This window comes from Fictibacillus halophilus, from assembly GCF_016401385.1.
GTDB lineage: Bacteria > Bacillota > Bacilli > Bacillales > Fictibacillaceae > Fictibacillus > Fictibacillus halophilus.
Genome location: NZ_JAEACF010000001.1, coordinates 147,902 through 162,106 on the forward strand (window position 1 = coordinate 147,902; position 14,205 = coordinate 162,106).

A 14,205-nucleotide genomic window follows, 5' to 3' on the forward strand; every position below is an offset into this window, starting at 1 on the left:
GGATATGCATGATTGATTTTGAATGGTACCGAAGTTTTATCAGCATCTATAAACACCGTTCTGTTTCTGCTGCTGCAAAAGCTAGAATCTTGACACAGCCTGCTATGAGCCAGCATCTAGCAGCATTAGAAGCAGAAATAGGAGAGCCTCTATTTATTCGTGCTCCCCGTAAGATGATACCTACTGACAAAGGAAAAGAGCTGTATACAAAGATCGTTCCACTGATTGAGAACTTGGAAAATACGACACTTCAAATGCTTCATAGTTCTTCTGGCAATGGGCGTGCACCAGTAATCCGAATCGGTTCGCCTGCAGAATATTTTACGATACGAACTCTTCCTAAAATTCGAGATTTAGATATTCGTTTTTTATCTCAGTTTGGAGTGGCAGGTACGTTACTAGAGAAGTTAGAGAGAGATGAAGTGGATCTCATTCTGACGACTCAAAAAACACAGCAGCAAGGAATAGAATATCAAAAACTTGAGGATGAAGTGTTTGTTGCTGTGGTACCACCAACCTATGAAACGGGTGCAGGAAATGATGCTGTAGAAATTGAACGATGGCTTAACAACCAGAAATGGCTTAGTTATGGATTGGAACTTCCTATTATAAGAAGGTATTGGCGTGATCATTTTAAAAAGCGGCCAGACTTTCAACCTTGCCACGTGATTCCTGATTTAAGATCTATTTTAGAGGGCATTGAAAATGGGTTGGGAATGAGTATACTTCCCACTTATCTATTTGAAAAATCATTGCTAGCAAATCGTGTAAAGATATTGTTTCCTGAGCTAACCACAGAAAACACAATCTATGCCGCATATAAAGTAGAACATAAAAACAGCCCTGTAATAGTAAAAGTACTAGAGGCTCTCAAACGCAAAAACTAGTGTAAAGAGTCAGACATTGTGTAAACTAGTAAATAAAAAGGCGGAGGGCTCGGGTTATGAAGCTAACGGTCATCGGATATTGGGGTGGTTATCCAGGAGCGGGTGAAGCCACATCGGGATATCTTCTTCAGAGTGGGGGATTCAATCTGCTCATTGATTGTGGAAGCGGCGTGCTTTCACAACTTCAAAAGTATATAAAGCCAGAAAAACTAGATGCGGTTGTTTTATCGCATTATCACGCAGATCATGTGGCTGATGTAGGTGTTCTTCAATACAGTCGTCTCATTCAGTCGTTTTTACAAAAAGGAATACAGCCACTTCCGATCTATGGGCACGATAAGGATCAAGATGGTTTTCGCTCTCTCACGCACGGGACTACCACAAAGGGAATTCCTTATCATCCAGATGAAGTGTTGAAGGTCGGCCCTTTTACGATTACGTTTCAACTGACAAAGCATGCTGCGGTTTGCTATGCGATGCGCATTACAGACGGAAAACATACCATCGTATATACGGCAGATACTGCGCTCATTCCTGAACTCGTTCCGTTCAGCCGATATGCGGACTTGTTAATCGCAGAATGCAACTTTTACAAAGGAATGGATGGAAGCGGCCCAGGCCACATGACATCAGAGGATTGCGGCAAGCTAGCGCAGAAGTCTGAGGCACGTGAACTGCTCCTTACACACCTTCCTCATTTTGGTCAGTTATCACAGCTTGTCACAGAGGCAAAAGAGGTGTATAACAATAAAGTGGAGCTTGCCTCATCCGGCTGGACGTGGGGAGCTTAAAGATAGGGACTGAAAGAGGAGAGAAATATGCTTTTTATTGATAATGAAAATATTACAGACCCAAGAGTGAATCTAGCTATAGAAGAGTTCGCTTTAAAACATTTAGACATCAATGAAACGTATTTGCTTTTTTATATAAATGAACCATCGATTATCATCGGTAAGAACCAAAATACCGTTGAAGAGATCAATGCGGACTATGTTCGTGATGAAGGGATTCATGTGGTTCGTCGTTTATCAGGTGGTGGTGCGGTGTATCATGACCTTGGAAACTTAAACTTTAGCTTTATTACAAAAGATGACGGTAATTCGTTTCATGATTTCAAGAAGTTTACCGATCCTGTTGTAAAAGCACTGAAAAAACTTGGTGTGAACGCTGAATTAAGCGGACGAAACGATATTTTGGCAGACGGTAAGAAAATTTCCGGAAACGCACAGTTTTCAACGAAAGGCCGTATGTTTAGCCATGGGACATTACTTTTTGATTCTGAGATCGAGAATGTAGTTTCTGCCCTAAACGTGCGTATGGACAAGATCGAGTCAAAAGGTATCAAGTCCATCCGCAGCCGTGTAACGAACATCCGTGAGCACTTGGATGAAGATATGACGATGGAAGAATTCAAACAGACTCTTCTTGCGTATTTATTCGAAGAATTGGATTCTGTTCCAAAATACGAATTGACGGAAAGCGATTGGGAAGAAATCCGCAAAATCTCAAGAGAGCGTTATGCCAACTGGGATTGGAACTACGGAAAATCTCCGAAGTTCAATGTGGAACTTTCGAACCGATTTGCAGCAGGTTCTGTTGATATCCGTCTGCACATCGTTAAAGGAATCATTCAAGAAAGTAAGATCTTTGGTGATTTCTTCGGTGTAGGTGACGTATCAGATATCGAAAACAAGCTGAACGGAGTACGTTATGACCGTGAAGCGATTGAAAGTGTGTTAGAAGATATTGATTTGAGCCATTATTTCGGGAATGTAACGCGTCAGGAGTTTCTAGATCTTCTATATTAGGAAGAAAACCGCCTTTTCATGGGCGGTTTTTGTTGTTTAAAATAGTTTATAAGTCTTCAGTTTGATTTATAAGTCTTCAAAAAAATTTATAAGTCTTCAAATTTTTTTATAAGTCCTCATAAGCAATTTATAAGTCTTCAACATTTCATCCAAAAGTTGCGTGTCTAAACGGCTGTTTCAGCACTCAAAATCAGTCCAGCTTCAATGACCAGCCCCTCGAGGTCACATTCTTTCCTGACTAGGATACAAAAGGCTATCCTAGTCAGGAAAGGATGTGCTGTTCGGGGCTAAACGGGTCATTTCAGCTTTTAATTATCCGGCTTCAACAATCAGACACTCGAGGTCACTTTCCACTTTTCTTGTGACACAAAGAGCGTGTCATCAGAAAAGAGTAAAGTGCTGGTCGTGTCTAAACGACTGTTTCAGCACTCAAAATTATTTGACAGAAAATTATTATAAATGATAAGCTGAAACCAAATACATCACACAATAATTAGATAACGGTACAAAAACGTCATATTTTTTTAATCTCAATTGTAATCGCTTACATATTATAAAGGGAGATGAAAGAATGATCCTCCATCCACAAGTGGAATGTATGAGTCGTGATGAAAAAGAAGAGCTGCAGCTTCATCGGCTAAAGCAAACGCTACAGAACGTATACGAGAATGTCCCTTTTTACAAAAATACATTTGATGAAAAAGGAATCCTTCCCTCATCGATCAAGACATTAGAAGATCTTCAAAAGCTTCCTTTTACCGTAAAAAAAGATCTTCGAGATCATTATCCTTTTGGACTTTTTGCAGTTCCACAAGATCACCTTGTCCGACTGCATGCATCTTCTGGAACGAGCGGTAAACCTACAGTAGTTGGCTATACAGAAGGAGACATTGATCGGTGGAGTAACATGGTTGCACGTTCTATCGCAATCGCAGGTGGAGAGCCTGGTCATGTGCTTCATAATGCCTATGGCTACGGGCTTTTTACAGGGGGACTCGGACTTCATAACGGATCAGAGCGCCTTGGCATGATTACAGTTCCTGTTTCAGGAGGAAATACAGAACGGCAAATACTTTTGATCGAAGACTTTAAACCACAGGTGATATGCGGCACTCCTTCTTATATCTTAACCATTGCAGAAAAGATGGAGGAGATGGGAAAAGATCCTAAAGCCACTTCGATAGAATATGGAATATTTGGAGCCGAGCCGTGGTCGGAAGAGATGCGTGCAACGCTTGAAGAGAAGCTTAGTATCAAAGCGATGGATATCTATGGATTGAGCGAAGTGATGGGTCCAGGCGTTGCGATGGAATGCCATGAAGCGCAGGATGGGCTTCATATTATGGATGATCATTTTTTAGCTGAGATCATTAACCCTGATACACTCGAACCTATGCCTGACGGTCATTATGGCGAACTCGTGTTTACGAGTTTAACCAAGGAAGCTTTTCCGATCATCCGATATCGTACGGGAGATATCGCATCCCTCAATAGAGTTCCTTGCAGCTGCGGAAGGACATCTATACGTATGAGTCGTGTGAAAGGGCGAATCGATGACATGATCATCGTTCGTGGAGTTAACGTGTTTCCGTCTGAAATTGAGAATTGTCTTCTTTCGATAGAGGACATCGTTCCACACTATCAAGTTCATATTTTAACAGAAGGCTTAAAGGAGCATATCGAACTTCATGTTGAGATGACAGAACAACTTTATGCTGTAACAAACGGTGACGAAGATCATGAGGCGACGCACCTGTTAAAGAAGACGATCACAAAAAAAATTAAAGACACATGCCTTGTATCCATGAATATTAAAGTGTATCCACCAAAAGGGATACCACGTTCTGAAGGTAAAGCGATTCGAGTCGTCAGGAAAACACAGAAAAAAATGGGCGTATAATTACTTTTCAATCATATGACGTTAATTTATAATTACGGTAAATAAACGTAATATAACAGGAGGGGAACAACATGACAGTTGGTATGAGTTTTAATCAGCTTAGTGAAGAAGAGAAGATGACTCATTTTCTTGATCGAATCAATGCCGGTGAGAAGATCGAACCGGACGATTGGATGCCGGAAGATTACCGCCTGCAGCTGATTCGTTTGATTTCAATGCATGGCATTTCGGAAATTATGGGAGCGCTTCCAGAGAAAGAATGGGTACCTAAAGCACCTTCTCTACACCGCAAACTCGCGATCATGGCTAAAGTTCAGGATGAGATGGGGCATGGGCAGCTTTTGCTTCGTGTGGCAGAAGATTTGATGGCTCCTCTAGGTAAGAACCGCCACGACATCATGGAAGATCTTTTTTCAGGTAAATTAAAGTTTCATAATGTGTTTCATATGGATGCTCCAACTTGGGGAGATGCGGGAATCATCGCTTGGCTTGTAGATGGAGCGGCAATCATCTCTCAAAGTATGATGCTTGATTCTTCTTACGGTCCATACGCCAGGGCGTTAAAGCGTATTTGTGCAGAAGAAGTTTTCCACGCACAACACGGTGAGAGCATCATTTTAGCGATGGCAGAAGGAACACCGGAACAGCGTGAATTGCTGCAGGATTCGTTAAATCGCTGGTGGGAATCACTCATCATGTTCTTTGGACCAAAGTCAGCAAAAGAAACCGGAAATTCAAACGCTGATAAGAACATCATGTACAAGATCCGTACAAAAACAAACGAGGACCTCAGGCAAGAGTTCTTCACGAAATACATTCCGCGTATTTGGTCGCTTGGGCTGACAATTCCAGACGATACGATCCGCTTTGATGAAGATAGCCAAATGTGGATCTATAAGGATGCCGACTGGAGCAAGTTCAAACAGATTGTGTCAGGTAACGGACCACAATCACAGAATCGTTTAGATCTACGCCGCCGTTCATATAAAAATAATGAGTGGGTACGCGCAGCACTCGCTGCTAAAAAGGCGATCTAACAGCGGAAGGGAGAGAAACAAAGGTGAACGAATCAACAAGTGAGTTTTACAACGTATATGAAGTATTCAGTAAAAAAACAGATAAATCTCCGTTTCAGCATAGCTTCAGCCTTTTAGCACCAAACGCGGATATGGCGCTCATCATGGCAAAAGAGAACTTTTTCAGAAGAGAAACGGTTGCTGACATTTGGGTTGTAAAAAGAGAGAACATAAGGGGTCTTAACCAGGACGAGAGAGAGATGCTGAAACGCCTCGATAAACAGTATAGAGAAACCAAAGGGTACGGCTATTTAAAGAAGAAGTGGCGTGACTACAACCAGGAGCAGTTTACTGAACAGCACATCCTTGGCGGAAGGGGAGACAATTCATGACACAGGAAACGTTAAAACCACAAGAGAAAAAAGCGTTGATCGAGCTGCTTTATCAACTGGCAGACGATGATTTTCTTCTTTCGTTCCGCGGTTCGGAGTGGCTCGGCCTTGCACCGCATATTGAAGAGGATGTTGCGTTCTCATCGATCTCACAAGACATGATGGGGCACGCAAACCTTTACTATAACTTGCTCGAAGATCTTGGTGAAGGCGAAGCTGACAGAATCGCTCATCTTCGAACGCCAGATCAGTTCCGAAACGCAATCATCTTAGAAGAAGTGAACGGACCTGGAACGTACTTAAAAGAACCAGATTACGACTGGGCCTTCACTGTTGTACGCAACTATTTTTACGCTGTACACAAACATATACGTCTAGATTCACTGCGTCACTCTTCCTATGAACCTTTGGCAGAAGCCGCACGCAAAATCATGACAGAGCAATACTATCACCTGATGCATTGGGAGATCTGGTTCAAACAGCTGATGACGAGTACAGATGAAGCGACCCTGCGAATGACAGCAGCCATCCAAAAGGTTTGGAAAGACTTTGGCGGCGTTCTTACGCTCGGACCGTATTATGAAGAGATCGTAAAGGCGAACTTCATCGATGATGAGAACGTTATGAAGAAGAGATGGAACAACAAGATTGAAGCTGTCTTAAAAGAAGTAGGTGCATCTTATCCGGGTGAACCTCGCATGGAAAGAGGCAACGGTCGAAACGGCGTTCATACCGAAGACTTGAAGCAAGCAACTGCAACACTGTCTGAAGTTTATGCAACAAATCCTGCAACTGGCTGGTAAGACGATTTAGAAAGGAGATGAACCACGTGTCCGAATTAAAGAGCAGCATGACTGATAGTGTGATGGACGCGCTTGGGGATGTAAAAGATCCTGAAATCGCCTCTGTCAGCATATTAGATCTCGGGATGGTGCACGAAGTTGACGTGACAGATGATAAGGTAAGGATTTCTGTTCTACCTACGTTCTCTGGCTGCCCAGCTTTGCACATCATCGAACGAGATATTAAAAAAGCAATTGAAAATGTAGAAGGAATTACTTCAGCAGAAGTGAAATTTGTATTTACACCATCGTGGACAACAGACCGCATTACACCAGAGGGACGAGAGAGGTTAAAAGAGTTTGGCATCTCACCTCCACCAGCGAACCATGTGATGGGTGAGCCTTGGGAGATCGATTGTCCGTATTGTGGATCAACATATGTAACGATGGAAAACATCTTTGGACCAACAGCCTGCAGAAGTATCCTATATTGCAAGTCGTGCAAGAACCCGTTTGAAGCGATGAAACCTGTTGCTGACATGGGGTAAGACAAATGATGAGTTTAAAAATAGGGAGGAAACACACATGGTAAAACTAATCGCACTTTACAAAACACCTGAAAACTTGGAGCAGTTCGACGACCACTATTTTGGACATCATACTGAGATCACGAAGAAGATTCCTGGACTTCGCAAAATGGAAGTAACGAAGATCGTAGGCTCGCCGATGGGGAAAAGCGAATACCACATTCTTTGTGAAATGTACTACGACGATCATGATGCTCTTAAAGCAGCGATGAAGTCTGATGAAGGTAAAGCTTCTGGCAAAGACTTAATGAGCTTTGCGGCTGAACTTGTAACGCTTATGATCGGTGAGGAAATCAATGAGTAATTACGAAACAATTCTAACCTCTGTTGAAGATGGGATCGCCTCTATTCAATTAAACAGGCCTCGCGTGTTAAACGCGATCAACAGGCCGATGGTTACGGAACTATTAGAAGCTTTTGAAAGCTTCGACCGTAATGATGAGGTAAAAGCAATTGTTTTAACAGGCAGTGAGCGTGCATTTGCAGCAGGTGCCGACATTGATGAGATGAAAGAAGATACAGCCGTCTCTCTTGAACTATTAAACCAGTTTAAAGAGTGGGACCGCCTCGCAACGATTAAAAAGCCAATTATCGGTGCCGTCAACGGCTATTGTTTTGGTGGAGGCTTTGAATTGGCCTTGTGTGCAGACATCCTCTTCGCAGCAGAAAATGCACAGTTTGGTTTTCCTGAGATCAAGCTTGGCGTGATGCCAGGTGCTGGTGGTACGGTAAAACTTACAAAGCTGATGGGACAGAAAAAAGCGCTCGAGTGGCTATGGCTCGGTGACCCGATGACAGCTGATGAAGCTCTTCAATACGGAGTGATTAACCGTGTCATCGCACCTGAACTTGTCGTAGACGAGGCAAAAAAGTATGCGAAGATTGTAGCTTCTAGAGCACCTTTATCTACTCGTTTAATAAAAGAGACTGTTTATAAGTCTATTGATTATTCCACACACGAAGGCATGCAGTTCGAACGTAAAAACTTTTATCTATTATTCTCGTCTCAGGATCAAAAAGAAGGCATGAAGGCTTTCGTTGAAAAGCGTCCAGCCGAATTTAAAGGGAAGTAGAGGGGATATGAACATGTTTGAAACGATCAGCTACGAAACAAGAGGAAAAACGGCTTGGATTACTTTAAATCGTCCGGATAAACTCAATGCATTCACATCACTCATGCATAAGGAAATGGTGTCAGCGATAAAGGAAGCTAACAAAGACAGCAATGTAAGAGCAGTTGTTATTACTGGCGCCGGGCGTGCATTCTGTTCAGGTCAAGACTTAACAGGTTCACCAGAGGGCGCTGATTATGGCGATGTTCTGCGAAAAGGATACAATCCGATGGTGCAAGCACTAGTTGCCATGGAGAAGCCTGTAATCGCAGCCGTGAACGGTGTTGCAGCTGGTGCAGGAATGAGTCTCGCTCTAGCTTGTGACTTCCGTATCGCAAGTGAGAAAGCGAGTTTCATAGAAGCATTCATTCATGTTGGTCTCGTACCTGACTCTGGAAATCTGTACTTCTTACCTCGTTTAGTAGGTCATGCAAAAGCGATGGAGCTTGCGGTACTAGGTGAAAAGATCACCGCTCAACAAGCAAAAGAGTTTGGACTTGTAACAAAAACGGTAAGCGAAGAAGAGTTCATGCTTGAAGTGGAAACGTTCGCTGAGAAACTAGCAAACATGCCGACTAAAGCAATTGGTCTCATCAAACGCTATATGAATAAAAGCTGGGAAAGCGATCTGAACGAAGTGCTGGAATATGAGGCACAAGCGCAAAAAATTGCTGGTGAGTCAGCGGATCATCAAGAAGGTCTGCATGCATTTATAGAGAAGAGAAAACCAGCATTCACAGGAAAATAGACATCTAGATTAAAAGGAGTGGAGAACATGAGTACAAAGACAGAAGTTAAAGCGGTAAAACGTGACGTATATGAAATGGTAATCGGCGGACAAAGTGTTGGTGGATCTGAGGGAGAATACTTTGTTACATATAACCCAGCAACAGGTGAACCGTTAGCGAAAGTTGCAAAAGCAACAAAAGCTGATGTGGACTCTGCTGTAAAGGCTGCAAGAACAGCTTTTGAAACGGGAAAATGGAAGCGCTCTCCTGTAAGCAAGCGTTCTCGCACGATGAATAAGATCGCTAGCATCATGCGTTCTCGCTTCAACGAACTTGTTGAGCTAGAAATTTTGAACAGCGGAAAATCATTGAGTGCTGCACAAGGGCAAGTCATGCAAGCGATTGAAGACTTTGAGTTCTACGCAGGTGCGATTGTAAGCCACCGCGGTGCTGTGAACCCTATGCCAGGACCATTCATGAACTACACGCTAAAAGAGCCTCTAGGCGTATGCGCACAGATCATTCCTTGGAACTATCCGATGATGATGGCAGCGTGGAAGATCGCACCAGCAATCGCAACGGGCTGTTCTGTAATCTTAAAGCCTGCTAGTTTAACGCCTTTAACAGCGATCGTAATGACGGAGATCTGTCACGAAGCGGGTGTTCCTGAAGGTGTTGTAAACATCATTACAGGTGACGGAGCTACGGTTGGTTCATACCTTGCTGAACACGAAGGTGTAGATAAAGTAGCGTTTACGGGTGAAACAGGAACAGGAAAAGACATCATGGCTAAGGCGTCTCAAACGCTAAAACGTGTAACGCTTGAACTTGGTGGAAAATCACCTAACTTAGTTTTTGCCGATACGGATCTTGATGCAGCAGTGGACGGCTCATTATTCGGTATTTTCTACAATACAGGGCAATCCTGTGAAGCACGATCTCGCTTGTACATTGAGGAAAGTATCTATGACGCGTTCATGGAAAAGTTCGTTGAAAAAGCGAAAAAACTTGTACTAGGTAATCCGCTCGATCAAGGTACTCATGTTGGGGCGATTATTTCAGAGCGTCAGCTTGAAGTGATCGACGGCTACGTAAAATCTGCTGAAGAAGAAGGAGCAACAATCCTTCTAGGCGGCGGACGTGCAAAAGTGGACGGTTATGAAAACGGTCATTGGTATCTTCCGACAATCATTACGGATGTAAACGAAGACATGAAAGTGGTTAAAGAAGAAATCTTCGGACCGGTTGTCGTTGTATCGACGTTTAAGGACGAAAAAGAGGCTGTGAAACTAGCAAACAATACGGACTTCGGTCTGGCAGCAGCAATTTGGACGAAGGATCACGCAAAGGCAACACGTGTAGCGGGTATGATTCAAGCAGGAACGATCATGATCAACTCACCGTTCTCTGCATTCCCAGGAACTCCATTCGGCGGCTACAAGCAATCCGGTTTCGGCCGCGAGCTATGCATTGAGACACTTGATCTTTATTCAGAAACAAAGAGCGTCGTGTCCTACACAGGATCACGTCCGTTGAATCCTTTTAATCTGTAAAAACAAAATAACTGTTTATTTAAGCTTTGTTGCTTGTGGGAGAGTTGATTTCCGTTTCAGATGCTCGCTTTCCGCGGGGCAGGCGGTGAGCCACATTTGAAGCGTTTCACTCTTAAGTGTCTCACCTGCCGGCCTGTCCCGCAGGAGTCTCGCATCTTCCACTACAATCACCTTTAACAGAAGGTTTTAAAGCTTTTCTGTCAGTGATTTATTTAGTAAAGAACAAAACAAAAGCGAGCCTTAGTGCTCGCTTTTTATACAAGAATTTGCTGCTAAGAGGTTTAAATTACTACTTCATTGAATAGTTAATTGGAGCGGAAAGGCGAGACTCCTGCAGGATGAGTGGGACAGGTGAGAACGTTCAATGACGCAAAGCGGCGAATGGGCTCACCGCACACCCTGCGGAAAGCGAGCCTTGCAGCGGAAATTAACCTCCTTCAAAAGCAGTATTGCATACAAAACGTTAAACATTTGTTTAAAAGAAAGGCAGGAGAGACTATTGTTACAAAATGCTGTAGTCATCGGATCTGGTGTGATGGGAAGAGGAATCGCCTACGTGAGCGCAGTCGGCGGTTTTGATGTTCAACTCGTTGATGTAAAAGAAGAACAACTCGAAAATGCAAAAAAAGAGATCGATTCTATTTTTTCAAAAGCAGTATCTCGCGGAAAGTTATCACAAAGTGTGGCTGAAGAAGCGCAAGCGAGACTTTCGTATGCTACGAATCTCTCAGCGGCCGTTAGCGGTGCAGACTTAGTGATTGAAGCTGTTCCAGAAAACATAGAGATCAAGCGTGCTGTTTTTGAAGAACTAGACCGTTCAGCACCTGAACATTGCGTGCTTGCGACAAACACTTCTACGATGAGTCCGACAGAAATTGGTTCATTTACGAAACGTCCTGAAAAAGTAATCGCCATGCATTTCTTTAACCCGGTGCATAGAATGCCACTCGTTGAGATCGTTCGCGGGCATGAAACAAACGATGAAACGGTCGAGCTCGCGAAAGAAGCTGCTGTGAAGATGGGGAAAGAAACCGTAACGGTTAACGAGTTCCCAGGATTCGTTACAAGCCGGATTTCAGCTATGATTGGGAATGAAGCGTTCTATATGCTGCAAGAAGGCGTAGGAACGCCAGAAGACATCGACAAAGCGATTAAACTGGGCTTGAATTTTCCGATGGGACCGTTTGAACTTGGCGATTTAGTAGGATTAGATACACGCTTAAACAACCTGAACTACCTTCATAAAACGTTAGGTGAAAAATATCGTCCGGCACCACTTTTAGTCAAGTATGTTAAGGCGGGTAGACTTGGCCGAAAGTCAGGTAAAGGGGTATACGACTATACCACGGAAGATAACGGGGTGAAAAAGTGATGAGAGAGGTTGTCATCGTTGATGCTGTTCGTACGCCTATAGGAAGATATAAAGGTGGACTTAAAACGGTTCGGCCCGATGATCTTGGTGCAGTGGCCATCAAAGCGCTTGTGGAAAGAAACCCTGAACTTCCTGTCAACGAGATTGAAGAAGTGATATTTGGAAACGCAAACGGAGCGGGAGAAGATAATCGTAATGTGGCAAGAATGTCAGCTTTACTCGCGGGACTTCCTGTAGAGGTAGGCGGAACGACGATCAACCGTTTATGCGGATCTGGTATGGATGCGGTCATCTACGGTGCTAGAGCCATCTTGGCTGGTGAAGGAGATATCTTCATCGCCGGTGGAACGGAGAGTATGACACGTGCACCACTCGTAATGGGGAAGCCTGAAGTCGACTATCCTCGTGGCGATATGAAAATGTTTGATACGACGATCGGATGGCGCTTTATTAATCCGCTTTTGCATGAAAAGTTCGGAACAGATTCTATGCCTGAAACAGCAGAGAACGTAGCGAAGAAATATGGAATTACAAGAGAAGAACAAGATCAATTCGCTTATGATTCTCAGCAGAAAGCAAAAGAAGCTATCGGACAGAACCGTTTTAAAGAAGAAATTGTTCCTGTAAGAGTAGTAGACCGAAAAGGAAACGAAACGTGGGTTACAGAAGATGAACACCCTCGTCCTGAAACATCGCTTGAAAAGCTTGGTACACTAAAACCGTTGTTTAAAGACGGAAGTGTCACAGCGGGAAATGCGTCTGGGGTCAACGATGGAGCTTCTGCATTACTTTTGATGAGCCGTGAAAAAGCGGATCAGTTAGGATTAAAACCTTTGGCTCGATATGTATCATCCGGTGTGGCAGGTCTTGAACCCGCTATTATGGGTGTTGGCCCAATTGAAGCTTCCAAAAAAGCACTGAAGCGGGCTGGTCTTTCAATAGCAGACCTAGATTTGGTGGAGTTGAATGAAGCTTTTGCATCACAATCACTTGCTTGTATGAGAGAGCTGGGACTAGATCCTGAAAAAGTTAACGTAAACGGTGGTGCGATAGCGTTCGGACACCCACTCGGAGCGAGTGGTGCGCGCATTTTAACAACGCTTATTCACGAAATGAAAAAGCAAGGATCACACTATGGTCTAGCAACAATGTGTATCGGTGTTGGTCAAGGTATTGCTTCCATCGTTGAAGCGATCAATGAATAGGAGGGTCATCTAAAGTGAGTGCTATTTTATACGAAGTAAAAGATTATGTTGCTTATGTTACATTAAACCGTCCGGAAGTTTTGAACTGCTTTAATTTTTCAACATTAAAAGAGCTTGAAGAAGTCGTAGAAGACATTCATCACAATAATGATGTTCGCGTTGTGATTTTTACAGGTGCAGGGGAAAAAGCATTCAGTGCAGGAGCTGATCTAAAAGAGCGCCGTACACTGAGTGATTCAGAAGTAAGAAGAAATGTACGTAAGATCCGCGATGTGTTCTCTGCTGTTGAAGCGTTGCCGCAGCCTACAATCTGTGCGATCAATGGCCATGCTTTTGGAGGAGGCTTCGAGTTAGCTCTTGCTTGTGATCTGCGGGTTTCTGTGAGAGAAGCGTCGATGGGTCTGACCGAACTTAGTTGGGCGATCATCCCAGGTGCAGGAGGAACTCAGCGTCTTCCTAGACTGATCGGTCAAGCGAAAGCGATGGAACTCATTTTAACAGCAAAAAAGATGATGGCGGAAGAAGCTTTTTCATACGGCATCTTAAACCAAGTGACATCGAGAGAAGAATTGATGGCTGTTTGTGAAAACTATGCTGGTCTTATTATGAAGAATGGACCAGTAGCAGTTCAGCAAGCAAAGTATGCGATCAAGCATGGAACGGAAGTGGATCTTCAGACAGGACTTGCGATTGAGGCGAAAGCGTATGAAGTGACGATTCCTACAAAAGATCGAATGGAAGCACTCGTTGCTTTTGGAGAAAAAAGACCGCCTGTATTTAAGGGAGAGTAACTGGTTTCTGTCTCTATCATAAAGAAAACTTGACGTCAGCGAATATTTCTTTATGATACGATTGTACAGACA

General features: G+C 43.5%; 15 protein-coding genes. All 15 read left to right on the forward strand.

Annotated features, from left to right (window positions below; translation table 11 throughout):
* Positions 1 to 8 precede the first annotated feature (8 nt).
* Entirely contained in the window at positions 9 to 887 is an 879-nt protein-coding gene (locus I5J82_RS00840) for a LysR family transcriptional regulator (RefSeq protein WP_198766242.1), read from the forward strand.
* 56 nt (positions 888 to 943) lie between these two features.
* Positions 944 to 1,678, forward strand: coding sequence for an MBL fold metallo-hydrolase (locus I5J82_RS00845; protein WP_198766243.1), 735 nt, complete (start codon positions 944 to 946; stop codon positions 1,676 to 1,678).
* 27 nt (positions 1,679 to 1,705) lie between these two features.
* Positions 1,706 to 2,695 (forward strand): lipoate--protein ligase, encoded by a 990-nt coding sequence (gene lplA, locus I5J82_RS00850; protein ID WP_198766244.1) that lies wholly within the window; start codon positions 1,706 to 1,708, stop codon positions 2,693 to 2,695.
* 571 nt (positions 2,696 to 3,266) lie between these two features.
* Positions 3,267 to 4,595, forward strand: coding sequence for a phenylacetate--CoA ligase family protein (locus I5J82_RS00855; protein ID WP_198766245.1), 1,329 nt, complete (start codon positions 3,267 to 3,269; stop codon positions 4,593 to 4,595).
* A 71-nt stretch (positions 4,596 to 4,666) separates the two neighbouring features.
* Positions 4,667 to 5,632, forward strand: a complete 966-nt coding sequence (gene paaA, locus I5J82_RS00860) for a 1,2-phenylacetyl-CoA epoxidase subunit PaaA (RefSeq protein WP_198766246.1) — start codon at positions 4,667 to 4,669, stop codon at positions 5,630 to 5,632.
* Positions 5,633 to 5,655: 23 nt separating this feature from the next.
* On the forward strand, positions 5,656 to 6,003 hold the full coding sequence (paaB, locus tag I5J82_RS00865; protein WP_198766247.1) for a 1,2-phenylacetyl-CoA epoxidase subunit PaaB: 348 nt from the start codon (positions 5,656 to 5,658) through the stop codon (positions 6,001 to 6,003).
* On the forward strand, positions 6,000 to 6,806 hold the full coding sequence (gene paaC / locus I5J82_RS00870) for a 1,2-phenylacetyl-CoA epoxidase subunit PaaC (RefSeq protein WP_198766248.1): 807 nt from the start codon (positions 6,000 to 6,002) through the stop codon (positions 6,804 to 6,806). The genes paaB and paaC overlap by 4 nt, the downstream gene beginning before the upstream one ends.
* 26 nt (positions 6,807 to 6,832) lie before the next feature.
* Positions 6,833 to 7,333 (forward strand): 1,2-phenylacetyl-CoA epoxidase subunit PaaD, encoded by a 501-nt coding sequence (gene paaD / locus I5J82_RS00875; protein WP_408610369.1) that lies wholly within the window; start codon positions 6,833 to 6,835, stop codon positions 7,331 to 7,333.
* A 37-nt stretch (positions 7,334 to 7,370) separates the two neighbouring features.
* Positions 7,371 to 7,676 carry an EthD family reductase gene (locus I5J82_RS00880; protein ID WP_198766249.1) on the forward strand — a complete coding sequence of 102 codons (306 nt, stop codon included), beginning with the start codon at positions 7,371 to 7,373 and terminating at the stop codon, positions 7,674 to 7,676.
* Entirely contained in the window at positions 7,669 to 8,445 is a 777-nt protein-coding gene (locus I5J82_RS00885; RefSeq protein ID WP_198766250.1) for an enoyl-CoA hydratase/isomerase family protein, read from the forward strand. Before I5J82_RS00880 ends, I5J82_RS00885 begins: the two co-directional genes overlap by 8 nt.
* Before the next feature lie 13 nt (positions 8,446 to 8,458).
* Entirely contained in the window at positions 8,459 to 9,232 is a 774-nt protein-coding gene (locus I5J82_RS00890; RefSeq protein ID WP_066391448.1) for an enoyl-CoA hydratase-related protein, read from the forward strand.
* A gap of 27 nt (positions 9,233 to 9,259) precedes the next feature.
* Complete coding sequence (locus I5J82_RS00895) at positions 9,260 to 10,765, forward strand: aldehyde dehydrogenase family protein (RefSeq protein WP_198766251.1); 1,506 nt, start codon at positions 9,260 to 9,262, stop codon at positions 10,763 to 10,765.
* Positions 10,766 to 11,264: 499 nt separating this feature from the next.
* Entirely contained in the window at positions 11,265 to 12,137 is an 873-nt protein-coding gene (locus I5J82_RS00900; RefSeq protein WP_066391452.1) for a 3-hydroxyacyl-CoA dehydrogenase, read from the forward strand.
* The gene (locus I5J82_RS00905) at positions 12,137 to 13,342 is read left to right on the forward strand and encodes a thiolase family protein (protein ID WP_198766252.1); all 1,206 of its coding nucleotides are present in this window, start codon (positions 12,137 to 12,139) and stop codon (positions 13,340 to 13,342) included. Before I5J82_RS00900 ends, I5J82_RS00905 begins: the two co-directional genes overlap by 1 nt.
* Before the next feature lie 14 nt (positions 13,343 to 13,356).
* Entirely contained in the window at positions 13,357 to 14,133 is a 777-nt protein-coding gene (locus I5J82_RS00910; protein ID WP_144702794.1) for an enoyl-CoA hydratase-related protein, read from the forward strand.
* Positions 14,134 to 14,205: the final 72 nt, after the last annotated feature.

What these genes read in the sequence shown, in the direction of transcription:
- I5J82_RS00840 (WP_198766242.1), top strand. Translation starts at nt 9, where the DNA reads ATGATTGATTTTGAATGGTACCGAAGTTTTATCAGCATCTATAAACAC.
- I5J82_RS00895 (WP_198766251.1), top strand. Translation starts at nt 9,260, where the DNA reads ATGAGTACAAAGACAGAAGTTAAAGCGGTAAAACGTGACGTATATGAA.
- lplA (WP_198766244.1), top strand. Translation starts at nt 1,706, where the DNA reads ATGCTTTTTATTGATAATGAAAATATTACAGACCCAAGAGTGAATCTA.
- paaC (WP_198766248.1), top strand. Translation starts at nt 6,000, where the DNA reads ATGACACAGGAAACGTTAAAACCACAAGAGAAAAAAGCGTTGATCGAG.
- I5J82_RS00890 (WP_066391448.1), top strand. Translation starts at nt 8,459, where the DNA reads ATGTTTGAAACGATCAGCTACGAAACAAGAGGAAAAACGGCTTGGATT.
- I5J82_RS00905 (WP_198766252.1), top strand. Translation starts at nt 12,137, where the DNA reads ATGAGAGAGGTTGTCATCGTTGATGCTGTTCGTACGCCTATAGGAAGA.
- I5J82_RS00885 (WP_198766250.1), top strand. Translation starts at nt 7,669, where the DNA reads ATGAGTAATTACGAAACAATTCTAACCTCTGTTGAAGATGGGATCGCC.
- paaA (WP_198766246.1), top strand. Translation starts at nt 4,667, where the DNA reads ATGACAGTTGGTATGAGTTTTAATCAGCTTAGTGAAGAAGAGAAGATG.
- I5J82_RS00855 (WP_198766245.1), top strand. Translation starts at nt 3,267, where the DNA reads ATGATCCTCCATCCACAAGTGGAATGTATGAGTCGTGATGAAAAAGAA.
- I5J82_RS00845 (WP_198766243.1), top strand. Translation starts at nt 944, where the DNA reads ATGAAGCTAACGGTCATCGGATATTGGGGTGGTTATCCAGGAGCGGGT.
- I5J82_RS00880 (WP_198766249.1), top strand. Translation starts at nt 7,371, where the DNA reads ATGGTAAAACTAATCGCACTTTACAAAACACCTGAAAACTTGGAGCAG.